The 24,984-nt window shown below is 46.8% G+C and carries 22 protein-coding genes and 1 pseudogene; 8 read left to right on the top strand and 15 right to left on the bottom strand.

Annotation, left to right across the window (positions count from 1 at the left end; translation table 11 throughout):
- The 3 genes from AQR02_RS27435 to AQR02_RS27445 all read left to right on the top strand — a co-directional run.
- Nucleotides 1-634: LLM class flavin-dependent oxidoreductase (locus tag AQR02_RS27435; RefSeq protein ID WP_148449232.1), on the top strand; the 634-nt coding region annotated here is incomplete at its 5' end.
- Nucleotides 635-843: 209 nt separating this feature from the next.
- Nucleotides 844-1,464, top strand: coding sequence for a hypothetical protein (locus AQR02_RS27440; protein ID WP_054943512.1), 621 nt, complete (start codon nt 844-846; stop codon nt 1,462-1,464).
- Complete coding sequence (locus AQR02_RS27445; protein WP_054943513.1) at nt 1,445-2,068, top strand: hypothetical protein; 624 nt, start codon at nt 1,445-1,447, stop codon at nt 2,066-2,068. The genes AQR02_RS27440 and AQR02_RS27445 overlap by 20 nt, the downstream gene beginning before the upstream one ends.
- Nucleotides 2,069-2,111: 43 nt before the next feature.
- Here the strand turns inward: AQR02_RS27445 and AQR02_RS27450 are convergent, their stop codons facing one another.
- On the bottom strand, nt 2,112-3,017 hold the full coding sequence (locus AQR02_RS27450) for a GNAT family N-acetyltransferase (protein ID WP_054943514.1): 906 nt from the start codon (nt 3,015-3,017) through the stop codon (nt 2,112-2,114).
- A gap of 213 nt (nt 3,018-3,230) precedes the next feature.
- Between AQR02_RS27450 and AQR02_RS27455 the strand changes: the two genes are divergently transcribed.
- Nucleotides 3,231-3,635, top strand: a complete 405-nt coding sequence (locus AQR02_RS27455) for a VOC family protein (protein WP_054943515.1) — start codon at nt 3,231-3,233, stop codon at nt 3,633-3,635.
- Nucleotides 3,636-3,783: 148 nt separating this feature from the next.
- Here AQR02_RS27455 and AQR02_RS27460 read toward each other — a convergent pair whose 3' ends face one another.
- Nucleotides 3,784-4,722: a VanZ family protein gene (locus tag AQR02_RS27460; RefSeq protein WP_054943516.1), complete on the bottom strand. Its 939-nt coding sequence runs from the start codon at nt 4,720-4,722 to the stop codon at nt 3,784-3,786.
- A 74-nt stretch (nt 4,723-4,796) separates the two neighbouring features.
- Nucleotides 4,797-5,918, bottom strand: a complete 1,122-nt coding sequence (locus AQR02_RS27465) for a DUF1835 domain-containing protein (RefSeq protein WP_054943517.1) — start codon at nt 5,916-5,918, stop codon at nt 4,797-4,799.
- Between the two features lie 697 nt (nt 5,919-6,615).
- On the opposite strand from AQR02_RS27465, the gene AQR02_RS27470 reads away from it, so the two are divergent.
- Together AQR02_RS27470 and AQR02_RS27475 are read left to right on the top strand one after the other, a co-directional pair.
- Nucleotides 6,616-7,227, top strand: a complete 612-nt coding sequence (locus AQR02_RS27470) for a DUF421 domain-containing protein (RefSeq protein WP_054943518.1) — start codon at nt 6,616-6,618, stop codon at nt 7,225-7,227.
- Between the two features lie 11 nt (nt 7,228-7,238).
- A complete protein-coding gene (locus tag AQR02_RS27475) occupies nt 7,239-8,540 on the top strand; it encodes a chloride channel protein (protein WP_054943519.1) in 1,302 nt (433 codons plus the stop codon).
- A 119-nt stretch (nt 8,541-8,659) separates the two neighbouring features.
- Here AQR02_RS27475 and AQR02_RS27480 read toward each other — a convergent pair whose 3' ends face one another.
- The 7 genes and pseudogenes from AQR02_RS27480 to AQR02_RS27510 form a co-directional block, all read right to left on the bottom strand.
- The gene (locus tag AQR02_RS27480) at nt 8,660-12,592 is read right to left on the bottom strand and encodes an S-layer homology domain-containing protein (RefSeq protein WP_209444322.1); all 3,933 of its coding nucleotides are present in this window, start codon (nt 12,590-12,592) and stop codon (nt 8,660-8,662) included.
- Between the two features lie 177 nt (nt 12,593-12,769).
- Nucleotides 12,770-13,219 carry a YidC/Oxa1 family membrane protein insertase gene (locus tag AQR02_RS27485; RefSeq protein WP_159067857.1) on the bottom strand — a complete coding sequence of 150 codons (450 nt, stop codon included), beginning with the start codon at nt 13,217-13,219 and terminating at the stop codon, nt 12,770-12,772.
- A 91-nt stretch (nt 13,220-13,310) separates the two neighbouring features.
- Nucleotides 13,311-13,700 carry a YhfM domain-containing protein gene (locus AQR02_RS27490; protein ID WP_054943522.1) on the bottom strand — a complete coding sequence of 130 codons (390 nt, stop codon included), beginning with the start codon at nt 13,698-13,700 and terminating at the stop codon, nt 13,311-13,313.
- A gap of 64 nt (nt 13,701-13,764) precedes the next feature.
- Nucleotides 13,765-14,498, bottom strand: a pseudogene (locus tag AQR02_RS27495) (phosphotransferase family protein).
- A 21-nt stretch (nt 14,499-14,519) separates the two neighbouring features.
- Entirely contained in the window at nt 14,520-15,353 is an 834-nt protein-coding gene (locus AQR02_RS27500) for a hypothetical protein (protein ID WP_148449226.1), read from the bottom strand.
- A 30-nt stretch (nt 15,354-15,383) separates the two neighbouring features.
- Nucleotides 15,384-16,610, bottom strand: coding sequence for a copper amine oxidase N-terminal domain-containing protein (locus AQR02_RS27505; protein WP_054943524.1), 1,227 nt, complete (start codon nt 16,608-16,610; stop codon nt 15,384-15,386).
- 62 nt (nt 16,611-16,672) lie between these two features.
- Entirely contained in the window at nt 16,673-17,164 is a 492-nt protein-coding gene (locus AQR02_RS27510) for a cysteine hydrolase family protein (RefSeq protein ID WP_054943525.1), read from the bottom strand.
- Nucleotides 17,165-17,416: 252 nt separating this feature from the next.
- Here AQR02_RS27510 and AQR02_RS27515 point away from each other — a divergent pair, with 252 nt between their 5' ends.
- Nucleotides 17,417-18,610 carry an MFS transporter gene (locus AQR02_RS27515; protein WP_054943526.1) on the top strand — a complete coding sequence of 398 codons (1,194 nt, stop codon included), beginning with the start codon at nt 17,417-17,419 and terminating at the stop codon, nt 18,608-18,610.
- Between the two features lie 73 nt (nt 18,611-18,683).
- Here AQR02_RS27515 and AQR02_RS27520 read toward each other — a convergent pair whose 3' ends face one another.
- Entirely contained in the window at nt 18,684-19,139 is a 456-nt protein-coding gene (locus AQR02_RS27520) for an Lrp/AsnC family transcriptional regulator (protein ID WP_054943527.1), read from the bottom strand.
- Nucleotides 19,140-19,313: 174 nt separating this feature from the next.
- On the opposite strand from AQR02_RS27520, the gene AQR02_RS27525 reads away from it, so the two are divergent.
- Complete coding sequence (locus AQR02_RS27525) at nt 19,314-20,477, top strand: serine hydrolase domain-containing protein (protein ID WP_054943528.1); 1,164 nt, start codon at nt 19,314-19,316, stop codon at nt 20,475-20,477.
- Nucleotides 20,478-20,573: 96 nt separating this feature from the next.
- Here the strand turns inward: AQR02_RS27525 and AQR02_RS27530 are convergent, their stop codons facing one another.
- The 4 genes from AQR02_RS27530 to AQR02_RS27545 form a co-directional block, all read right to left on the bottom strand.
- On the bottom strand, nt 20,574-21,428 hold the full coding sequence (locus tag AQR02_RS27530) for a carbohydrate ABC transporter permease (RefSeq protein ID WP_054943529.1): 855 nt from the start codon (nt 21,426-21,428) through the stop codon (nt 20,574-20,576).
- A gap of 3 nt (nt 21,429-21,431) precedes the next feature.
- Entirely contained in the window at nt 21,432-22,403 is a 972-nt protein-coding gene (locus AQR02_RS27535; RefSeq protein ID WP_054943530.1) for a carbohydrate ABC transporter permease, read from the bottom strand.
- Between the two features lie 62 nt (nt 22,404-22,465).
- Entirely contained in the window at nt 22,466-23,878 is a 1,413-nt protein-coding gene (locus tag AQR02_RS27540; protein WP_082452115.1) for an ABC transporter substrate-binding protein, read from the bottom strand.
- 185 nt (nt 23,879-24,063) lie between these two features.
- Complete coding sequence (locus AQR02_RS27545) at nt 24,064-24,966, bottom strand: DUF6612 family protein (RefSeq protein ID WP_054943531.1); 903 nt, start codon at nt 24,964-24,966, stop codon at nt 24,064-24,066.
- Nucleotides 24,967-24,984: the final 18 nt, after the last annotated feature.

Below are 24,984 nucleotides of genomic sequence, written 5' to 3' on the forward strand. Positions count from 1 at the left end.
GCTGGAGCTGCTCCTGGCGATCCGTGCCTCCGAGAAGGTAACCTGGCGCGGCGGCCACCGTCCTGCCATCGATAACCTGCCGGTCTACCCGCGAGCTGTGCAGGACCCGCTGCCGGTGTGGATTGCGACAGGCGGAAATCCCGAGTCGGCGATCCGCGCAGGCACGCTGGGCCTTCCGGTTGCGTTCGCCATCATCGGCGGAATGCCGGAACGGTTCGCTCCGCTGGTTAAGCTGTACAAGGAGGCTGCTGTCCGGGCCGGGCATAACCCCGACAAGCTGCAGATTGCGACCCATTCCCACGGCTTTGTTGGAGAAACTACAGAGCAGGCTGCTGCCTTGTTCTACCCTTCCACCCAAGCGCAGATGAATGTCATCGGACGCGAACGCGGCTGGGGCCAGACTTACAACCGTGCCACTTACGACGATGCCCGCAGCCTGCGCGGCGCGCTGTATGTCGGCGATTCCGAATATGTGGCGGAGAAAATTATTTTGCTGCATAAAAATCTCGGCGTGACCCGCTTCTTCCTGCATGTCAACGTCGGCACCATGCCGCACCGTGAGGTCCTGCGCGCTATTGAGCTGCTGGGAACCAAGGTGGCTCCGATCGTACGCCAAGAGCTGGCCCGGGGCTAAACATTATTTTTGCGAGTTTAAAAGAGATGTTCTGCAGGCCGTTTATCCGGCTTACAGAACATCTCTTTTTTAGCTTTTCACACCATAATAATTCATATATTGAAACTATCCTGCCCTGCTGTTGACTTTGAGCCGGCTTCCCCTTATATTATACTTAACTCAAGTTAATTTATTTACTTTAGTTAATCAAACTCCCTGGAGGTCCTCTTATGATAAATAGGCTGGCTAAAGGTCTTGAGGCTGTAACGGTTAAGCTATGGTTGCTGTTTCTACTATTGTCCCAATCTATTTATGCCGTCATGCAGAACTATTCTATTCCACGAATAAGCCGAGAGGCAGGCGGTCTCCTGATCTTTGATATGAATCCTTTGGGGTATACTTATGAGTATGCGCGTAAGTTTCTAACCCAGTTATCTGAAGAAGGCTATACACTCTATCTGCATGTGCAGTTACCCCTCGATATTTTGTTTCCTATTCTAAATTGCTTGACTGGATTATCTACTTTCATTCTGCTGATTCGTCTATATAATAAGGTGAAGATTACATCAGCATTACCAATATACTCCTCTTTTTCAAAAGCCGTATTGGCCCTCCCAATAGCTGCAATGTTATTTGATTACCTCGAGAACATTATGATATTCATGATGCTTTCGTACAGAGCGGCAGTTCCAATAAGCCTTGTATATGTTGCAAGTATTTTTACAATTATCAAAAGTATATCAACTGTAGTATTTTATATTGTGGTTATCGCTATCTTACTAGTAAACGGTGTAGCCTGGATTAGAAGCAGGTCCAAGAAGGAGCAAAAAGATGGAGAATTTCGGGATTAGAGAAAAAAAAGCAGCTCTTCTGAGGGTTTCTATTCTGGAAGAGATGCTTTGTCTGCTGAGAATGAAAAGTATTAATGATTTAACCCTTGAAGAACTGTGTTCTAACATTAATACAACTAAAGTAACTTTTTTTAAAGACTTTAGCTACAAAGAACAGGTGTTAGATTACTTTATTTGTAAGTGGCTTTATGATAGAAGTTTTGATATACACCTCAAAAGGTATCCAGGTAAAGCAGGATTGTATAAAGTATTTCAATCGATTTGTGAGGATACGGTTCCCGGTAAAAAAATCATGATATCACTCATTCAATATTACAGTAAGCTTACCGAAAAACCACCCGCTATCGAACCTTCACCTTACGAGTATTATCTGTTTAATAAGGAAGCATTTGAACAACAGGTAGAGCCGCTGAGCCTGCAGCAGGTTTTTATCTACCATCTTTCGGAGATAAAAACGATACATCCTTCACAATATAATGAAATAGTAGCTCAATTATTCGCTTTAATGTATGGAGTGCCCATTCAAACGCATATTATGGAACTTGAGAATATGTACCCTTTTTATGAGACAGGTATCAAGCGGATTATAGGGGAATCGTCATAAAAAAGAGGCGGTATCCGGCTCACAGAACATCTCTTTTTTAGCATTATTTAATACCGGAGCTGTGCTTCCACCACGTCTCGGTCGAATAGGGGCGAAACCCGATGCTGTAGTAGAACTGCTGCGATGAGCCGACATACGCCCTTTTTGCTCCCCGTTCCCCGCACCGTCTGATGCCTTCCAGAACCGCAGCCTTACCCAAACCTCTCATCCGGTAGGCGGGATCGGTTGCAACAGGCTCTACCAGCGCATAATCATTCCCGGGCAGATGCCACATGCCGCAATAAGCAACAAACTGGCCGTCCGGGGCGGCAACGGCAATTTTCAGATTCAGATCCGCATGAGGCCCGGAGAGCTCCATCTGTCTATCCAGCAGATCCTGGACGGCTTCAGGCGCTTCTCCTTCATGGTTGAACCCGCGCCACAATACTTTATTATATTTGTTTAAATCGAACTCCTCTGCCAGGCTGACGATACGGTATCCCTCAGGCAAGGTATATTTCATTAAGGATTCCTCGATGGGAATCACAGCATTACACTCCTGTTCCTGCGTGGGTTTGAAACCCATCCCGGCGGCAATCTCCTGAAAATCACTGTCGGAATCACGGATCAGCACCTGGACTTCACCGTCTTTATCCAGCGAGTCTTTGGCATAGAGCAGCATTTCCTTCTTCAAAAAACCATAACCGGGGTCCACACTAAACCAGACATTGCCGACAGTTTGTTCATAGGTAGCGAGTCCCACAATTCTCCCGGCGTCCTCCCAGATCCCGATTTTATGCAGATTCGCTGTATCCAGGAACTTTAAGGAAAACATCCACTCCCAGCGTCCCCACAAAAATCCTTCATTAATCACCTTCGGATCATTCAGCCGCAATAGAAACTCATGAACACGCTGAAACTCTGGAGTAAACCCGGGCACACGGGTATAGGGTTTAAATGATATTGGCATATCCTTTAGCCTCCTGGAACGCTTGATGCCTCTTATTATAGGAGCCGGCAATGGTTAACGATATACCGAGAATGTTTTAAAAAGAAATGACCCGCTCATCCGCCAACAACTCCGAATCGCAATATGTGCAAAAACATGAAAACGCTACTGACATACCGTTGTCAGCAGCGTTTTTTTATAATCAAAGTATTCAATATAAAGGAGTGGGAATACATGCACTTTGCTTCTGTACGCATCATTACCGACGACGTGGACCGTCTCGTCGAGTTCTATGAGAACGTCATGGGTATTTCAGCAGAACGCCCCGCACCCGTCTTTGCCGAATTCGTGTTGCCAGCGTGTACCCTGGCGATCGGCCACTCCCAGACGGTGCAGCTGTTCGGCGCTGGTACGCCTGTGGCAGACAACAATCACACTCTCATCCTAGAGTTCCGCGTCCACGATGTGGATGCGGAATACGAGCGCTTGAAGCCGTTTGTTGACAAGTGGGTACAGGAACCCAGCACGATGCCATGGGGAAACCGTGCTGTACTGTTTCGCGATCCCGACGGCAATCTGGTTAATCTCTTCACGCCGGTGACCGAGGAAGCGATCAAACGGTTCAGCGGCAGACATTGACGGACATTTGAAGCGAGCTGGAGCTCATTTTGTGGTCAATATCATATAGTGTGCAAGAATATTCATAAGCAAGTCAAAGGAGCAGCTGCAGCTGCTCCTTTACTGTTTTTTAATTTTGTTTGCTTTCTGGATTATTATCAGCATGGACTCAGTTCCAAAAGTATTTCATTTCCGTATACCCAACATCCCATATTTTTTCGTCCCCATCAATAGTTATCTTAAGTTCGCTCCCAGCCTCGACAGGAATCTCAAACACCGCCGGAAATAGTTCTGGATCACGGCGTTGAATTTCTCCAGAACTGGTCAATACCTCGCGTCCAGCGACGGAAACACGGATACTTCCGGAATAATCGGTTGGTTCAGGTATTCCGTAATACAAGGAGAAGATAATCTTCTTCTTGTACGAATATGTAAACGTTTCTAAATCCCCACCTGCAACGCCATACATATTATAGCGGGGTTTTACCTTTTGGGCGCTTATTTCAAAGCTATTCAGATTTTTTCCAGTTGATAAATTTCCGGAGCTGTCCATCAATTCGTTTATTGCCACAAAGGGACCTTCTTCTTTGCTGAACGCTTTATCTACAATCCCACACACTCCCCATACCCCTAAAAAAAGAACCATAGAGGAAATGGCGGTTATCAAAGAATTGCGCCAATTGTTTTTTGAACGAGCACCAAGCTTATATGCCCCAAAACCGACTGCTGCGCCTAATGTATTTTGAATGGCATCGTTAACATCGAAGCTGCCGAGAAACGAAAGGGCCTGTATGGTTTCCATTAGAATAATCGAAAAAAAGAACGTTGTAATGAATCGAAGAAAGGTAGCCCGATATAACAATTGAATCAATATACCGTAAGGGATGAACGCTATGACATTTCCAAATCCAACAAAATCCATGAGGGTAGGGTGTAGAAGATCAGATATAGTAGGCAATTTAAAGAAACTATCTGGTAAAAAAATAAAGGTGTAGCCAGCCGTTCGCTCTGCGGCACCCATTCTACCAAATGCGAAAAATAAAAAATAAAGAATTAAGGCAGTATAGAGCATGGTTATGATAAAAATACTTTTACGTTGTTTTGACATGGTTAACTCCTTTGTCGGGTACGTACGTCCAAACTTGCTGCCTCAACCCGTTTTACTACATAAGATTGCATTAATTAATACTTTCCGCATGCTATTCTAAAGCCAAGGTCATCCGTTTTAAAATCAGGCATGCTTTTCCTTCTAATTGTAGATCCACAATTGTTCTCAACTTCTGCCCAGCTGCCTCCCCGAAAAACTCTATAGTTCCCATAACGTTTCGTATCATACAGATCCCAGCACCATTCCCAGACATTTCTATTGGTAATAAATGAATAACCTACGAGTTGGTGCGAAGTATCTAATACTTTTGCGACAACACTCCCCGCCTTGATAAACCCATTTCCATCTCGTTCTTGCTCTAGTTCAATGACTGACCTTATTATCACTTCGTCCAGAGCAGATTCATCAGTACCTTTAACAGAACCTTCTTTCCACAAACGGAGCACATGATTTTCATTCGAGAGCATCAGCCATTCTGATTCATACCTTCTTCTTTGGTTAGGCTCAAGAGGAACACCTTCATAATACTTGTTTACGATTACCTGAAAATGCTCTCGATCGATTAAACCGCTGAAATAGGGATTAAATACTTCTTTATTATGAAGCCCAGTAGTATTAAAGAGCTCTGTCACATTGACTACATTAACTGGCTGTTTTCGATCTCTCAACAAATGCAATACGAAACGTAAGCCTGTTTGATCATGCGCGTTATCCGCGTACCAAATAACAATGGTTTTATTTTCAGGAATATTCTTTACTGCTTCTACCATTTTAAAAAGCATATGCTCTGGGTCATAGCTGAAATCCCCATCGTTTTCCGTCAACCAAAATAATCTATTCTGCTGTCCAGTTTTTGTATCTAAGTTAGATATTGGTCTGACTGAAAACAATTCATTGAATGCTAAGACTTGGCATAGCTCCCGTTTTCCGATTTTACTTAGAGTTACTTTTAAAGAACCTGCATCAGAGAGACTGAAAACAAGATAGACATATTGTTGGAGTTCATTCATTTGTAATTTATGGTTGTGAACTGCCTCTATCTGGCTTTGAAGTATATTAACGAGTCCTTCTGCTAACTTTTTTTCTTCAATACTGCCGTCCTTACCATAACGATCTACTGTATTTAATAAATTGTAAAGAAACAACCGCAAGTCATTTCCATCAAATCGATGTAGGCTATCGTAGAACTTCTCCATTGATATCCTCCTCACGGACATATTCAATATAATACCATATATTGTAATTTAACTGCCAGTTAGTTGAATAAAGGCAGCCGATCGCGTATACCGACCAGCTGCCTTATCGCTAAATGCTCCAAGACCCGGACCTAGCTTACAAATGTGATCCGCCGGTTGCATCGAGAATCTGTCCCGTTACCCATCGACCGTCCGGCGAAGCCGCAAAAGCAACAACATCCGGATATCCGAGGGCTCAACGACGCGTCCAAGCGCCGACATCTCTATTGCAAGCTTGCGGTCATCAGCCGTCTACAGCCATGGCGCATTGACATCCGTATGGACGATGCCTGGCATAACTGCGTTCACGAATGTCGCTCCAGTTCCTTTCGTCTCTTAAGCTACATATGCTCTGCTTGCGTCAGAGAGGCCTATCCGATCAGCAGAGGTCGCATCATCTCGAGGGTCAACCCCTGCTACTTGAACCCCGCGATACGACGGATGGTGAGCAGTTGCTGCTGGTTCTCGTTCGTTGCGAGACATGCCAATGCTGTAACAGCCCATCACTCCAGTTCGTCCCCCCAGTGTCTCACGAATACATGGAAGGTGGTAAACGTCTCTTAAATAACCGTTCAGCCGATACAGAATTGGTAATGAATAAGATTGGCTGAATTTGAAAAAAATAGCCGCAGATTTCATACAAAAAAGGGGGAGCGGATTGGATTATCATTTTATATGGAAAGCGATTGTCATTGTTCTGGGTGGCGCGCTTATCTTGCGATTGGCGGGAAGAAAGTCGATATCGCAGCTTACGGTCGCTCAGACCGTTATGATGATCGCGGTAGGTTCATTAATTATACAACCTGTAGGTGACCGCAATATTTGGATTACGCTGGTCATCACACTTTTGATGGTCTACACCCTGATAGGTATTGAATATATCGTAATGAAATCGGATGCTCTTGAGACATTTATTTATGGAAAATCGATTCCGGTGGTCGAGAATGGAGTATTACTGGAGAACAATTTGAAAAAACTGCGGTTGACTGTAGATATGCTGGAAGTCAGGCTTCGGCAACAAGGCGTCCAAATGATCGGTGATTTGCAGTGGGCTACCATAGAATCGAACGGACAATTAGGGTATATGCTTAAGCCCGGCAAACAGTATGCGACCAAAGAAGACATTGACAGGGTGACAACAGCATTAGCGGCTGCTCTGCCCCACCTGTCCATTCCGGAACCGCAAAACCAATCCCTAGGAAGTGATTCACTATTTGCCGAAACCAAAAATAAACAGCATCCGAATGAACATTCGGATCGCCTGAAATGAAGGTACGGAATATGAAAACAATCCTAACGTATAAAAATGTCCTGAAGGTTCTTAGTATATGGATTATTATAGGTGGTTTAATCGGTACCGTTGTAGGATCGTTGACGTCATTGCTGTTGGAAACTAATGATTTTCTGGGAAAGGTCAGAGAAGCCAACACCTGGTTGATAGCGCTTCTTCCACTGGGCGGTATTGCAGTGGGGTTTCTATATATGAGGTTTGGGAAATCCATCTTGAACAACACTTTGCATGACTCTGCCGAAGGGAATAATCTGGTGATTGACAGCGTTAACGGCAATAAAAAGGTTCTAAGAAGAATGGGGCCCATTGTATATTTAGGTACGTTCATTACAGTTTTTTTCGGGGGTTCTACAGGCAGGGAAGGTGCTGCGATCCAAATGGGAGGGAGCGTTGCGGAAGCCGCAAATCGTTGGCTGAAGGTAAAGCCGGCCGATACGCTAATCATGCTGATGAGCGGAATCAGCGCCGGGTTCGGCGCAGCCTTCGGGGCCCCTATCACTGGCGCAGTGTTTGGGATGGAAATGGCCGCCCTCGGAAAATTAAAGTTCGAAGCGGTCGTCCCGTGTCTTGTTGCCAGCTTTGCCGCCCACTTTGTGACGGAAGAAGTGTGGGGGGTTGAACATGAAAAATTCATCATCCAGACACTGCCCGGGCTATCGATGATGACCTTTTTAAAGGTAGTGCTCGCAGCCGTTATTTTTGGCTTGTTGAGTGTTGTTTATAGCCAACTGAGACATGGAATTCAAAAGTATTCAGAAAAGCTGTTTAAGAAAAGCCATATAAAAAGGGCTTTTGTCGGCGGACTACTCATTGCAGGGTTCACTTTATTGGCCGGGTCCCAGGATTATAACGGTCGCAGTCTGGACTTGCTGGAGCAAAGTTTTAAAGAAGACGTCCCTCCTTTCGCCTTTCTGGCAAAGCTTGTGTTCACAGCGGTGACACTCGGAACCGGCTTTGTCGGCGGCGAGGCAATCCCTTTATTTATTATGGGTGCCACCTTGGGGAATTCCTTACATCATATGATTGGTTTACCAATGTCATTCTTGGCCGCCCTAGGTTTGGTCGCTACATTCTGTGGCGGTGCGAATACACCGATTTCTGCCTTCCTTTTAGCCATGGAGTTTTTTGGCGAGAAAGGAGCGGAATATTTTTTTGTGGCTTGTGTGGTCAGTTACATTGTATCGGGGCACCATGGATTGTGGCCTTCTCAAACCGTGCATGAACCGAAGAGCCGCTTATATCAAGTAGCTAAAGGAGATACGATTGGGAAAATTGAACAAAGGAAAAAGTGAGACTTCTAAAATCGGGATTTGGGGAGCTCCCGTATTTCCAGCGTATCTGGTTGACCTAATCATACGCAAAAGGCTGTCTGGAGTCAGGTCTCCAGGCAGCCTTAGCTATGTGTTGCTTATTACATTGTTTCAATAAGTTCCTTAATGGAACTGTCGCTCTTTAAAGCGCGCAGGAGGACGGTTACGGCTTCAGCGCGTGTGGTCTGGTTATCGGGCCTGAACGAAGAGGGGGTTACCCCTTGAATTAATTGGGCTTTATAGGCTTCCCCAATCACATTCTTAGCCCAATGTTCCTTGTCTACATCATTGAAAGAAGCCTCCTTCCCCGTTGCTAGCTGACCGAGGTCAAGGATTCGAGCCAAAATAGTAACGGTTTCTGCCCGGGAAATTTCCGCATTTGGTCTAAAGCTTCCATCTGAATACCCGTTAATAATCCCCTTCGCAGCTAATGTCCGGATGTAATCGGAAGCCCAATTCGTTGCCGTATCCTGAAACGGCGCCGAACCCTGATCTGCATCCAATCCGAAAGCACGACAGACCATGGCTGCGAACTCTGCTCTTGTTACGGAAGCATTAGGACGGAACGTTCCATTCTGGTAACCGGTGATGATACGCAGCTTCACTGCCAGAACAATCTCATTGCGGCTCCCATGCTGAGAGATGTCGCTGAACGAAACGCTCATATTCTTCGTGGCGTTAATCGATTCCTTGATGGCTTGAATTACATCTTCCCCGTTAGTCACCTTATTCTGGAAGACATTCGTCTTGGCAGGCACCGGGTTTGTGCCAGCCGCCGGTGGCTTTGGTGTCGGCGAGGCCGTTGGTGCCGGTGAAGCCGCCGGTGTCGGCGAAGCCGTCGCGGTTGGTTGTCCGCCGCTCCCCGGAATAGGCGAAGCTTCCCGGATCACCGTTACTGTATAGGTCTTCGTTGTGCCATCTTGCGCTGTAACAGCAATCGTAATCAGGTTGCTTCCTACGCTCAAGGCGACTGACTCACTGGCCTGACCGATTACAACCGCTTTATTATTTACTTTAATCATCGCATTGCTGTCAATTGCTGTAGCCGTTACGCTGGTACTGGCTACCCCGTTTGCAACGCTGGCGCTGTACGATGTGATCCCGGCTCCGAAGGCGGGGTTAATTGTGGCATTCGACAGCGTGAGTCCGCTCAAATCTGCATTACTGCTCTTGGCACGGTTCACTATCAACGTATAGGAATTTGTCGGGCCATCCCCATTCGACAGCTTAATCACGATTGGATTCGGACCCACAGCCAGATTTGCGGTGCGATACTCGTATACGTTGCCGGTCACCGAGGCGTATGTTGCGCCCGTAACCGACAGAACCGGATTGGAGTCCCCTGTCTTCAAGAAGATGCCGAGACTGGAAACGGAATTCGCTACATCAACACGATAGTTGAATACCGGTGAAGAGAATGCCGGAGATATCGTTCCTTGATCCACGGACAATCCGGCCAAGAATGCCGGCATCGGAATTTCTCCTCCGGTATTCCCGGAGACTACCTTGATTGTCTTAGCTTCTGTAGTCGTCCATGTATTCCCTCCATCTCCTGAGAACCTCATTACATATTCCCAGTTTCCGGCTATATCCGGAGTGAAATTAGCCCGGTAGACGTCGTTATTGCCATTGTCCTTAGCGTAAACGGCGTCCGCCCAAATATACTGGGTGTCTTCGCTGAGCTTGTATCCTAATTGAGCTTGAATATGAACACCGCGTCCCGTGTAATTCGTCACATTCTGTGAATTCACTTCTGCTGTAATGTCGTCGGTTTTAGTGCCTGCGTTTATTTCTTTAGACAATACAGACAAGTTCTCTGCTTTTGTGATCGGAAGGTTTGGCAATTTTGCGCTCGGAGTTCCGGCCGTTTTATCAATGGTGTACTCGTCAAGCACGTTGCCATTCTTCTCAATGGCTTTAACCGTCAGCTTATCTCCGTTTACACTCACCGAAAGATAGTTGGTGTCATCCGTATCGTTTTTGTAATACGCATCCCATACCTGTTGAAACGGATCACTGTAGTTTTTATTGCCCGAACGGCCGGTTATATAGTACACGGTACCCTTGGCCGTATTGTCAACAAAGTTGTTATTGTTAATCGGATAAGTTCTTGTAATGGTATGGTCATGGGCTCCGAATACCAGATCCACATGATACTTGTCAATTACCGGTTGGAACGCCAATTTAACTTGCTCTGCATCGGCTGCACGGCTGCTTCTGCTGTAATAGGAGGCCTTATGATAGAACACGATTTTCCACTTCTTATCCGTGTCCTTCAAGTCCTGATCCAACCATTCCGCCTGCTCCGCAAGAATGTCTCCCATTTTCTCGGTCTGATCCGTGTTCGCTTCTGTATTCTGCGAGTTCAGAACAGCAATATGCACATCCCCATAGTCATAAGAATAGACCAGGCCCTTCAGGCGGTCTGGACCGTTCTGCGGGAGATTGAATTGCATCTTGAAATGATCCGCCTGCTCATTCACACCATAGGTGGAGTAATATTCATGATTACCTGTGACCGGCATCTCAGGGATGTTTTCGATTACGCCTTCTGCGCCTTCAAACCATTTATGCCAATGCTCATAGCTTCCCTTTTCCACCAGGTCACCGTTATTGATGATGAACTTGGCTCCCGGATTCGCTTGATAAGCGGCGTTAACCGTTTCTCCCCATTTTGCATAATCCGACTCTTCTTGTCTTCCGCTTTGACTATCACCGAAGATCAGAAACTGGAACGGCGCGGCAATAGACGCCTCTGTTGTAAAGGTCGCGGTGTCGCTCCAATCTGTACCCGCTCCGACCCGGTACACATATGTAGTCCCCGGCTTCAGACCCGTCAGTGTTGCAGTATTTACGTTTGTGCTAACGTTTGCACTATGAGGCGTGTTAAACCCTTTCCCTTCCGCCTTTACCAGGGTATTCACACCAGGGAAAGACCCTTCATTGGCCTTCTCGGTATACTGGACGTAGCTTTCGCTAACATCCGACCCGGTTTTCCAGGTAATGGTCTGGGTAGTTTTCGCGTCCTTCGTCCATGTCAGCATAACATCAAACGGTTTAACAATTGTCTGTTCGTCAAAGAACTTATTAACTTTATTGCCCAACATTTTGTGATCCCAGGTTAAACCGTTGTCCAACGAAAAGCGCATGGCATAATACCATTTGCCCGCACGGTCAGGAGTAAATTGTGCACTGAACCGGTCGCTGCTGCCAACATCGTCTTTATACGCCGCATTTGTCCAAGTATAATCCGGATCGGTTTCAAAACGGTATCCCAGTTGGGCGACCAGGTTGTTCCCCTTGCCGGCACCGTTCGTGATATCCTCAACCTCAACCTCACCTGTGATCTCTGGAGTCGCTTGGCCAATCATCAGCCGGTCATTCAAATCCGTCAGGTTGGCTGCTGATTTAACTTTCGGAACTGCCAATGTTTCTACAATTTTTAGGGTAGTTGTCGCGCTGACCCCTTGATAAACACCGGTAATGGTCACCGTTCCCGTTGGAGCCTCAGGAGCAACCAGAACCGTTCCATTCGAGAATGTAACAAAAGCCGGTTCACTGCTTGTCCAAAGTACAGCATCCGTTAAATCGGTTTTATTTCCGTCTGACAAGTAGCGAAACGCCTCGACTGATGCGCTTTGACCCGGTTCCAGTTGCTTCTGACTCAGAGCAAGCTTCAAAAAATACACCGCAGAATTTCCGCTAACCTTCGGGCTGGCGTTCAAAAAGTCAACATAATCGCCCGACCAGGAGGCCTGTGGAATGTATTTGTACTGAACGACGCCTCCCGTCTTATTGAAGTCCTGAGTACTCATACTGTAGGAGAATACGTTCTGTTGCACGCCGTCAACCAGGATCGTGCCCGTTAATGACATGGGCTTAAATACGACCCAATCTGTAAAATTACCATTGATATACATCTCATTCTTGGGGGAATATGTATTCACGGTAACCGTTCCATCTCCGTTAAACTCCGGACTGCTTACAGTTCCGCCGCCATCGGCAGCGTTGACTCTTTGAAATCCACCTGGCATCACTACACCTAAAAGCAGCATACTAACCAAAATGATTGCAGATACCCTTTGAAACCTTAATCTTGAAAACAAAACTCTTCCTCCTTCATGAATGTAATTATTTGTAATCATTTGAAGTTGCTCATGCTTTTTTTGAGCAACTTCAAATGATTTAATAATAATCTTAGCGCGGATTTGTCAACTGCATGTGCATAGAATGTAAAATACGGCCCTTTTGCTGTTGGCTATGCTTTGGGCTTGCTGTTGTTTTTTTGCCTCGCTACTGACATCGTTCTTATACTTCTCTTTAAGTACAGTTAGCTCCGGCTGAAGGACGGCCATCTTTTCTTTCATGTCCATTTGTTTCTTGGTTTGATTCATCATAAGCGGCATGATCGCAAGTCTGATGATGAAAGTCATCAGCACGATCGATAATCCGTAGTTTCCGTGAAATGCATTCGCGAAGAATTTGATCAAGAGCGAAAATGGATAAATAAAAAAGTGGTTAAATATCCCTGATGAATCGGCATTAATCGAGTTTAATTGGGATGCTGTCGAACACCCGCTGAGCACAATGATCGGAATAACTCCAATCAACATGAAGAGAATGGGCTTGGCCCATTTTTGGAGCAACAAAATCTTTTTCATCGTTGTCCTCCCTAATTGAAAGTATGGAATATCAATGTGGGGAAGGACCATTGTCTTCTTCATCAGGAGCTTCTCTTCGTCTGGCGATACGTTATTCTTTGTTTTCTTTACTTAACAGATCGGCGAGCTCTTCCGAGTTATGATCCTTTAAGTCCAGCATCTTTTCACTATTACTTTGTTTAATCAAGAAGCCATTTTTGGTTTTGAAGTCCATATAAAGGCTGTATTCAACAACCTTAGAATCAGCGTAGGTAACGGTCATCCGGTATGTTGGTGAACCCACATCAACAGACCCGCGTACTTTTTTAACAGTACTTATCGCATCTTCGAAGATTTGAACGCTCTTACTGTCAGAGTAACTGATCTCATTAGTTTCGGACACCAGGTTAACGCTAACGATATCTTGTTTGGGTCTGGCAAATACAAAAATCAAAATCACTAATAGTATGATTGAAATTGAAAGGATTCTAATTTTTTTCATATACTACCTCCCTACTAAGGAAATCTGGAGACTGAATATTCAGCCGGAATCCCGTTAACTGAACCTAAATCCACTCTTTTCCATGTTCCCGAATGAATTTAATATCGCTTTGATAATGTTCAAGATGCCCCTCATCAATCATCTTTTGAAAAGCAATGTCACCTTCACTGCTTTTTCTCACCATTGTTTTACATAACCCTTCTAATCGTAGCAATACCATTTCCAAATATTCTTCTTCTAATTCTTTACCGTAAGATTCAAAAAACAATGTAACCCTTTGTTTTATACGGTTAGCATGCTCAAATGAATTATAATAAATGACCTCTCCTGATTCAGAAAGATGAAGCCTGCTTAAGGGAACGCAAGTATAGAGAGTATATGCTATGTCGTAAAGTCTTGGACCAGGTCCGGCATTGTCAAAATCAATAATACCTATTGGTCTTTCATTATTAAAAATAATGTTGTATATCGCAAAATCATTATGGCACAGCACTTCAACTGGTTGGGGTGTGAGATCTAGCAATTCCCAGCTCTCATCAAATGAAAAATCTTGCACAGAATCATGATAAAAGCGGAGCATTTTTGCTATTTCGATTAAGCAATCATCAGAGCACATGTATTTTTTCAATGGATAATTACCAGCTTCTCCTTCAATATACGAGAATTCTCTAAATGCTTTAATAGCTTATGAATCCTGTAACTATCTGGTTTCAACTCGCGTCGTACAGTGTCTCCCGAACGATAAACATTAGAGACATTTCCACCTGTCAGCATTTCTTCGCTTTCCTGGTTTGTCATTAAAATATCCCCCCTATACGTCTAGTTAAGAAGCCGCACCCGCAGATTCTCTGCTTCCTCCGGCATCCCCATCTCTGTAAGTTGCCCGGCACACCATTCAACCAGCAGCGGGTCTGAACTTGCATCATGCTGCATATTGCGGATGAATGCGAGCTTTACTTCCTTTTCTGCTGTGCGAAAATAAACCTGTAATTCCTCCAGATCCTCCTCATCTGTTAAATGATCAGGTATTTCCGCAGAGATGATTCCCGTTTGTCCGTTCAGCGCCAGAACCCCCAAGGTATCATTGGTTGCAACGCGAACGTTCCGCTCGCGCTCCGCACGAAGCTCCTGCTGGTATTGCCAAGCCTGCGGAATCGGCGCAAAATGAAATTGTTCCGCAGCCCATGCGGTTACCTGAGCCTGTTCGCGTCTCCAGCGGTCCAGATCAAACCACTCCGTACTTTCCTGCCGGGCAGCCTGCTCCTGAACACTTTCGAGATACTCCTCCTCACTGCTATACTCCCCAAGCAGCAGCAGTTCATCATAAAAATGCAGACAGAAGAAATCGAACAAATTCCGGGCTACCAGCCGGGTATGCTGAGACTCCATCGGCATAACACGAATAACAGGGGCTTCCGCCAGACTCATGGTAGTCCCAAAATCACTCAGAAACGCAAAGTGTTCTCCATCCGAGCCCGTCCGGGCGAAACCCACAGCATCCACAGGCGTGCAAAAGTAACCCGTGTCACTACGGTCGATCCCCAGATACAGTCCTGTAGGGGGCTCGAGATAAGGAACCTCCGAGGCAATCTCCATTTGCCAGCTCCGGAGCTGTTCAAGCAATATTGGCGTTTGATATTTGTAAGTCATCACGCTCAGTTCCTCTCTTTATCTGCATCGTTTTTACTGCGAAGTCACATTATAAGTTACGGTCTTTACCTTCCCGTCAGGCACTGTGGCATAGGTGAACGTCATCACGTTGCCCTCCCGCTTCTTTAGCACCAGCATTTTGGTCAGATAAAAGGAATCCGTCCCATCCGCCCGATCCCATTCCTTGCGGTCCTCGCTGCTAATTAACTTTTCGCTCAGGTTCGTGCTTAGTCCGCTCGCCGTATGAATGGCATACAAATGTGTGTTTGTCATCATGCGCACCAGGATAATATCTTCGGCGGCATACTCGACGGAGAAGTTCCCTTCCGTTCCTGTGATACTCTCCAGGTCAAAGAGATTACCCAGACTGCCGTCATTGTTAATATACTGGATGCTTGCGCCGTCGGTCATGTAGAGCTGTGTAGTTTTTAACAGCGGGACTTTGGTATAGGAAGCGCCGCTGTAGTGATATTCCATTTGCTTTACTATTTTGCCGTCTTGAATGAGAGCCTGGTAACCATTGCTGAAATCATTAAACATCGCATAGTGGTTATCCGTAAGCAGCAGCAGGTCAACTCCCTTTCCGACACTCTTGACCTCCAGGCCATGAGTATAGGTTAAATCAGCAAACGGAAGTTCGCCGATCAGCACTGGCTTGCCGGCAGATGAAGCGCTGTAGAAGACATCACCATTTTTTTGCGAGACCCAGTATAGTCTGCCTTGGGCAGAAGCGACCGAATAACGGAGTTCATCCACAATATTCAGGCTGTCGCTGTTTTTGTCGTACACCGTTTTGCCGCCCATTGCACTGACCGCTGAAACCAGCGGCACATAAATTTTTCCTTTGAGGACGCGCGGCGCTTTTGCCAGGGTTATCACCTTATCGTTTACTGTAGTCGTGGTCACACCGGCTGTCACTGTAACTTCACGGTCTGGACGGACCAGCCTCGCGGACTTCGTGCTCTGGTTCCAGCTAAGGGCATAGCCCATCGTCTGTGCCAGCTGCTGCAGCGGAACAAGCGTAGTTCCCCCCGTAACCACCTGGCTGCTCCCTAGTAAAGTCTCTTTGTAATTCAGCAGAATATGGCTATCCGCCGCTGCGGATACGGAACCCGGGCTTAAAGCGATGGCTGCCGCCAGAATGCCAATTGAAAGCTTCCCTTTTCTCACCTCTGCCAATCTCCCCTCATCATAGTTATCTTTAATATTGGACGAAGCGGATTGGAAAAAGTTTCTATAAGCGGCACTTCCCGCTTTCATATAAAAACACCCCGCCTGCCTGCAGTAACAACTACTGCAGACGGACAGGGTGTCTTCAACGTTTATGAATTCATCAGATAGGGGATTACCGGATAAGAGATCAGGTTGCGGTCTCTGTGTGCAGAAAGGATTACGTCGCTGTGTGCGCTCAGAATTCCATTTTGCAGCAGAACCGGCCGGAAGCCGCGCTCACTCGCCCCGTTATAGGTGAATTGGACGCAATGCTCAGCCGAGAAGCCGGATATGATCAGCAGCTCAACACCATGATCCTTCAAGATCTGCTCCAGCTCCGTCTTCCAGAACGCATTGGAGTACTCTTTGGTTACCTTCAGATCACTATCCGATACTTGAACTTCGGGAATGATATTATACTGCTCTTTCGTTGCTTCCTCCATGCCTTCGATATCCTGAATATGGATGATCAGCTGGTCCTTCGCCCGGAGTATATCTGAGACATAATTGATATATTCACAGGCCCGGTCCAGTGTTTTCTTGTCCACATGCTCCCGCACGTGGATTTCCTGCATATCGATAATCAAATACCCCAGCTTCATGAAGAACCTCCTTGTAGGAAACGTTATGCCGATATCGTACAACATAATGGGCAGGAAGCCAACTGGCCATGTCCTCAAGCCCGCTTTTAACTATCACATTAGAACTATAGGTGATATCCTGAAAATAACTTGTTTTTCAGTGAATGATCAAGAATAAACCTTTAATCCTATATGCAAATTTGCAAGTCCTTTGTGTAAGCTTATTAAAAGCAATTGGCTTTTAATCTTATTCGACAAGGGAGACATCTTATCATGCGATCAACTGCCACTTACGTAGAGGAAAATACTTCTACACTCAGCGTCTCAAACCGTCTTCCGTGGGTGGGGCTGCTTGCGCTGGCCATGGCGGGATTTATCTGTATTTTGACAGAAAGTCTGCCTGCAGGGCTGCTTCCGCAAATTTCCCAGGACCTTCAAGTCACGGAAGCACTTGCAGGACAACTGGTCACTCTATATGCGGCGGGTTCTCTGCTGGCTGCCATTCCGTTAACGGCCGCTACTCGGGGCTGGAGGCGAAAGCCGCTTTTACTGCTGTGCATCACCGGATTTCTTGTATTTAATACCGTAACCGCATGGTCTTCCGACTATGCAGTAACGCTTGTTGCCCGTTTCTTAGCTGGAGTATCCGCCGGGGTGTTATGGGGAATGACTGCCGGTTATGCGCGCCGCATGGTTCCTGATGTTTTGAAAGGAAAGGCGATGGCTGTGGCGATGGTCGGCACCCCGCTGGCTTTGGCATTAGGCGTCCCTGCCGGAACTTTTTTGAGTAGCTTCGTTGGCTGGCGGCTGATTTTTGGAATCGTATCGGTACTGGCAGCAATGCTGATACTTTGGGTTCTCTGGAAGATGCCGGATTTCGATGGTGAGCCCCGCGGTGAGAGGCTTCCCCTCCATAAGGTCTTGCTGTCCCCTGGAGTACGGCCTATTCTGGCAGTAGTTGTCGCTTGGGTGCTGGCTCATAATATTTTATATACTTATATTTCTCCTTATCTTGCGGTAACCGCTCTTGGTGACCGTGTTGATGTGGTCCTCCTTATGTTCGGCATCACCTCGGTTATCGGTATTTGGGTGGTAGGCATACTGATTGACCGCTTTATGAGACGGCTGCTAATCGCAAGTATTACGGCTTTCATCCTGGCCTCCCTGGCAATGGCGCTGGCTATTCATCAACCTTTGATCGTCCTCACCGCTGTCTCCATATGGGGACTTACCTTCGGCGGTGCTGCCACCCTATTGCAGACAGCCATTGCTAAGGCCGCAGGCAAAAGCGCAGATATCGCACAATCGATGCTGGTAACCGCCTGGAACTTAGCAATCGGGGGTGGAGGTATTGTCGGCGGGGTTCTGCTGGAGCTGCTCAGCGGCGGCTTCCTTCCCGGCTCCTTGTTTATACTGCTGCTTCCGGCTTTACTGACAGTCTTGTTCGCCCGAAAGTCTTTTTCCTAAAATACAGCTTTTATCTGCCTATAACAAACAGGAATCCGATCACCGGATTCCTGTTTGTCTTTTTATAATGAAGCTAATCCTTATGAACGGCCACTAGATTAGGTCCTTGAATGAGATTTTTATAAGGAATCGGAGACGATATCACAATTATTGTGGTGTAGGTTCCGTATGCATCGCATCTATTCCCAAACTCTTCGAGGTCTTGAGTAGATTCCGTCAATACTTTTAACAGGTAATTATGTTCTCCGCTGATTCGGTAACACTCGGCGACCTCCGGCGATGAACGGCAGAAATCAAGAAAAGCATGGCACTCTCTAGTCCGGAAAAGCACGTATGCAGCGCTCTGTTTATTTAATTTATGAGGGGCGAGTACGGTACGATATTCCGCGATAACCCCCTTTTCCTCCATTCGCTTGACCCGCTCCGTGACTGCTGGCTGAGATAACCCGACCAGCTTGCCCAATTCGGTCATCGATAATCTCGCGTTATTCTCTAAATGGAACAGAATATTGTTATCGATTTCGTCCACTTTCATCTCTCCCTTCAATTTCAAAGATATTTCAGGAAAATACCTTTAAATCCATACCAGTTGAATTCATATTACCTTAAATGGCTTATGTAAAGAAGCTAAAAATATTAATATAATTAACCACACTTACTCTAAATAATCAAGTAAGCAATACAAGGAGAGGATTTGAAGACCATGAGTACCAGCGAGGCTAATTTTTCACATCATTATGTAGATCAAGTCATCAAACGGACAATTGCCGGGAAAAGAATTGTAGGCACTGTTGTTCTAATAGCTTTAAAAGGGCAGGTGGTGTACTGCCGTGCTGCCGGTTTAGCAGATCGGGAACAGAACCGTCCTATGCATGAAAATGCCCTGTTTCGCTATGCATCTGTAACCAAACCGATTGTATCAACTGCGGCACTTAGCTTAGTGTCGCAAGGAAAGCTGCGTCTGGAGGACCCTGTGGTAAAATGGCTGCCTGCCTTCAGCCCGAAGCTGCCGGATGGCCGGGGAGCGGCTATGACGATTCAACACTTAATGACTCATACAGCTGGGTTAACTTACCGCTTCTTTCAGGAAGAACAAGGAACCTATGAGCTGGCCGGAGTGTCGGACGGTATGGACATTGCCGGAATCACCCTTGAAGAGAATCTCCGGCGGCTCGCATCGGTGCCGCTGTTGTATGAACCGGGAAGTTTGTGGAGGTATTCCATCGCAACGGATGTCCTTGGAGCCATTATCGAAAAGGCTGCGGGAATGCCGCTGAGTGAAGCCGTAGAGCTGCTTGTCACTCAACCGCTTCATATGAGTGACACTAGTTTTGCAGCCGTAGACAACAACAGGTTAACCGCGGCCTATGCGGATGGCCCAGACGAACCCCGCCGCCTGGCTGATAACTATGACACCGTGCCTTTTATTGAAGAGACAGCCGGTTTCCGCCTTGCACCGGACCGTGCTAAACATAAGCTTGCTTATGCTTCAGGCGGAGCCGGGATGGTCGGAAGTGCCGGAGACTTCCTGAAATTGCTGGAAACGCTGCGGCAAGGAGGCGCCCCTATTCTGCCAAAGTCAATCGTCACAAAAATGACCACCAACCAGATTGGCGGGCTCGAAATGCCTTTTTGGCCGGGAAGAGGATTTGGCTTAGGCTTTACGGTACTTAAGGACCCTGCAGCAGCCCATACTCCGGAATCCACGGGAACATGGCGGATGGGCGGGACCTACGGGCACTCCTGGTTTGTTGATCCCACCGAAGAGCTTAGCGTTGTAGCCTTCACCAATACAGCACTTGAAGGAATGTCAGGCAAATTCACAACGGATCTGTGTGAAGCAGTCTATACGGGTTTGCATGGGTAAATAAAAATAGAGGAATCTGCATATTAAATAGGATTTAATATGCAGAGCCCTCTATTTATTTGAATCCGACAAGAACACTGTATCGCTGCCTGGCTGTTATTCTTTAACGCCTCCGAGTGCTACACCCGCAATAATATACCGGGATAACAGGAAGTAAACAATGAACAGTGGTAGTGATGTCAAAGCCAGACCCATATAGATCGATCCGAACTCCGTCTTGTAGATATCACCGCGAAGCAGGCTGACCATAATTGGCATCGTATATTTTTCTTTCTGTGTCAACAGGATCAGCGGCATGAACAGGTTGTTCCAGTTGGCCACAAAAGCAAAGATCGCTTGTGTCGCCACGGCCGGCATCATCAGCGGCAGGATGATCCGGTTGAAGGTCTTGAATTCACCGGAACCGTCTACGCGCGATGCTTCTACGATCTCGAGCGACAGCGTTGCCAGCAGATACTGGCGCATGAAGAATACTACCGCAGGCGCTGCAATCGCAGGCAGAATCAGCGGAAGAAAGCTATTGGTCCAATGCAGTTTGTACATGAACTGATAGAAGCCGATCGCGCTTGCCTGGGATGGAATCATCATCACGCAGATTATGAAAGTAAAGAATGGCTTACGCAGCTTCCAGTTATAGGTCACAAGCCCATAGGCGGCCAAGGACGAGAAATAGACCGTGCAGAGGGTTGCAAAACTGGAGATAATCAGTGAATTCAGAAATCCTTGAAGCGGATCAAAGCTCTTGTCGAGCAGCACCCGCAAATTGCTCATCATGTGAGTCGAAGGAAGCAGCGAGAGTCCGCTTTGGATTTCCGGTGTAGATCGTGTGGCGTTAACAAACATGATCCAGAACGGCAGGATACTGAGCACCGCCAAAAAGATACAGACGATATAGATAATCGTTCTGGTTATTTTTTGGTTAACCGAACTGCTCTGTTGAATTTTCCCCATGGGTTACACCTCCCTCACGGCTGCTGCTTTGGCCGCTTTTCTATAGTTTTTTTGCGCTTTTTTCAATTTCGCCTCATCACGGTCGCGCATCAGGTAGAAGAGGAATCCTGATAAAACTCCCGAAATTACGAACATAATCATACTCGCCGCTGCAGCGCGATTATACATATAGCTGCCCTTGAATGCCTGCCCATATATAAACATTGACGTGGTAAGGGTGGAGTCATCCGGTCCGCCTGCAAGGAACAGCTGCGGAATATCGAACATGGTCAGACCGCCGACCATCGATGTAATCAAAGTAAATAGTAATATCGTCCGCAGACTTGGCAGCGTGATTCGGAAGAAGGTCTGAAACCCGTTCGCGCCATCAATCGCCGCTGATTCAAAGAGCGCGGGGTTGATACCCATAACGCCTGCCACAAGAATGATCATAGTATTGCCATACCACATCCAGAACTGGATGAACGCCACAACGCCGCGTGCCGTCGTCTTGTCCTGAAGGAAGAAAATCGGAGCGTCGGTCCATCCCAGCATTTGAAATAAACTGTTTACGGGACCCATCGGATAGGCAAACAAAGTGCTGAACAGTACGGCAATCGTACTTGCAGTGATAATATTCGGCATATACAGCAGAACCTTGAAGAGGCCTTTTCCCTTTATGTTAAGACGCGCATTCGTGAACCATGCAGTGAGCAGGAGCGCGAGGGCAATCTGGGGAACGAAGTTGAGAATCCATAGTAGCCCGGTATTGATCAGTGACTTCCTGAAGGATGCATTATCAAAGAGTAGATCTTTGAAGTTCTGAAAAGGATTATCCAGAACATGGATTGGTTTCGGTATTAATCCCTGCATATTGGTGAACCCGATAAATGCCGTATATAAAATGGGATACAGCGAAAAAATCAGAAATGCCAGGACAAACGGGAAGGTAAAAATATAGCCGAATTTCGAATAGTTGACACCTTTGCGGCGCATGCTCTCACCTCATTAATTGATATGAAGGGGCGGGAAAACTCGCCCGCCCCTTCTGCTCCATCTTATTCGCTGTCAATGCCAAGCTGGTCTTTAACTTGCTGTTTGAACGTTTCGATCGCTTTTTCACGATTTTTGTTGCCCGCAGTATATTCGCGGGTCTGATCGCGCCAGAGCTTATTGATCGTTTCGTCGTACTGGGTCAGGTTTTTACCAGAAGCGTTAGCGTTAGCCGGAACGAATACATCGAACATGTTCTGTCCGCCGAGCAGCGGAACTTCGCCGTTGGAGTTGCCCATGACTACGGCGGAGGCCACACTGTCCTTCGTGCCTTGCTCGCCTTCCTTCATTGTGCCGTTAGCCCAGTATGATTGAAGTCCTGTATCGGAAGTATCGAGTGTAACCCATTTGATAAAGTCAGCTACAGCCTGTTTCTTGGCATCGTCCTTAGCAGCTTCTTGGCTGGCAAGCAGCCAGGTGCCTCCCCAGAAGAAGCCTGTAGGCGGTTCTGTTACAGCCCAGTCGCCATTGGTGTCTTTCACTTGACCGTTCATTACGTAGTTAATGAGCCAAGCTGGACCGAAGAAGCCAAAGATCGGCTGAGCGCCGGCACCGGACATATCCGCGTACCAGGCTTCTGTCCAGTCTGTCGTATCATTATGATAGCCATTGTCTTTCAGCTTTTTGGAGAGATCAAGGAACGCTTCGCGTTTCGGATCAATGTGAAGCTTGCCGTCAACAATCCAGCCTGCGTCCGAACTGTTCTCGATCGGGTGCCAAATGTCCCCGTCGCCGGAAACAATACCGTATCCTTTAGCTTTTAGCTTTGCGGCTGCATCGAAGAACTTGTCCCAGCCGGGTCCAACTTCAGTTTTGATTGTAGCCGGATCGTCTGTTCCGAAAACTTCCTTAGCAATCGAACGGCGATAGATAAAGGCACCGCCAGTCGCCTGGTAGCCAAGACCCTTCAGCTGTCCTTCTTTACTGCCGATATCTACGGAGTATTGGGCGATGCCCGCATCCTTAACCAACTGGTCATCCAGACCCAGGTCAGCATAATTAGCGGCATAGCTGGAAGCGTCGCCTTGTGTATACTTGAGCACGAATGCCGATTCAGCGGCATAAATATCCGGGGCATCTTTACCGCCAGCGGCCAGAGCCTGGTCAAGAGCCGGCTGATAGGCGCCATCGGTGGTGGCGATCACCGTAGTTTTGAACTCTACATTCGCTTCAGGATGAATTTCCAAATACTTCTTAGTCATGTTCGGAATCTCATCCGTAAAGCTCCAGAGATTGATGGTGACTTTCTCGCCATTGCTCTTTGCTGGAGCTTCGGTAGCGTTTGCAGCTGGGGCTGTAGTTGGACTTGAAGCGTTTGAGTTCGAGTTTGAATTTGAGTTACCGCCGCACGCTGCGAGAGCAGATGACATCACGAGCAATGTGGAGATCCCTACTAAAACACGTTTCATACTTTTCATACTTTGCCTCCCCTTTTTTTCTTAATCACTCGGTTTTATGTAACCGCATTCATATTATAGAACCTAGGGATCCCGGACATAAGTAACCTGCCATTGGGAGAAATTCCACTATTTTTGGATTTCACTCCCTATCAAACAAAAAAGACACCCAGGCTATACCTGGGCGTCTCAAGAACTCTAATGTTCTATTTTTCTAGTTCAGCAGGTTTTGTAATCGTTGTAACCTTGTTGTTCTTAGAATATTTAGCTTCAATTTTTGTGGTATATGTATCTTTCGTTCCGTCCGCAGCCAGCGCATAACTCAGATCAACGGTCAGCTTTTCTGTCTGCCAGGTCTTGGTATTAAGGAATAATTTCCAGGTTGCGCTTTTCGGCACCAGCGTCTCACCGTCCCAGAGATTTTCCTGGTCATAGAGGGTAATGAGTCCCTTAGCCGCTGCCGGATCGGTTACCGTAACCTGCAGAACAGTCTGGGTGCCGGCAGTAGTGACTTTCATCGATTTTTTCACATTTTTGACCGAATTCAGCATCGATGCAGGATCATACTGGGCTTTGGAATAAAAAGACTCCCATTCCTGCTTCTCCAGTCCAAGCCAATACTGTGCTTCAGGATCGATGGGCTCTCCGTCGCCGTCTGTTACTGCATCAGAGCTGCTAACCTCTCCGTTTTCTCCGGTATCTGCGGCTGTATCCTCAGAATCAGCAATAAGTTCGCTTCCGTCTACAAGATAGTAGAATTCCTTATCATTGGCATATGAATCGTAGGATGTTTCCAGTAAACTGATATCCACGTAGCCTGCAGCTGCAAAATTCGGCAAACGGTTGATATCCAGCTTCAGCGTGTTGGTGTTGCTGATCCGCACTCCACCGGTCTGAATATCCTGTTTCTTGATCACATCCAGATGGAAATTCTTCAGCGTTTTGGCAGCTGCCGTTACTTTGCCGATGACCTGATCCACGGTAGGCGTTTTGGCAGCTGTTGTTGCTGCTGAGGCTACTTCAGGACCAGGCATCCAGCCCGCCGTTCCGGACAGCAGTAATACACCTGCAGCCATAATTGTACCTACTGTTTTTGAAACCTTCTTCATGTAGTTCCCCTTTCGGGT

It is taken from the genome of Paenibacillus ihuae, assembly GCF_001368795.1.
GTDB lineage: Bacteria > Bacillota > Bacilli > Paenibacillales > Paenibacillaceae > Paenibacillus_AQ > Paenibacillus_AQ ihuae.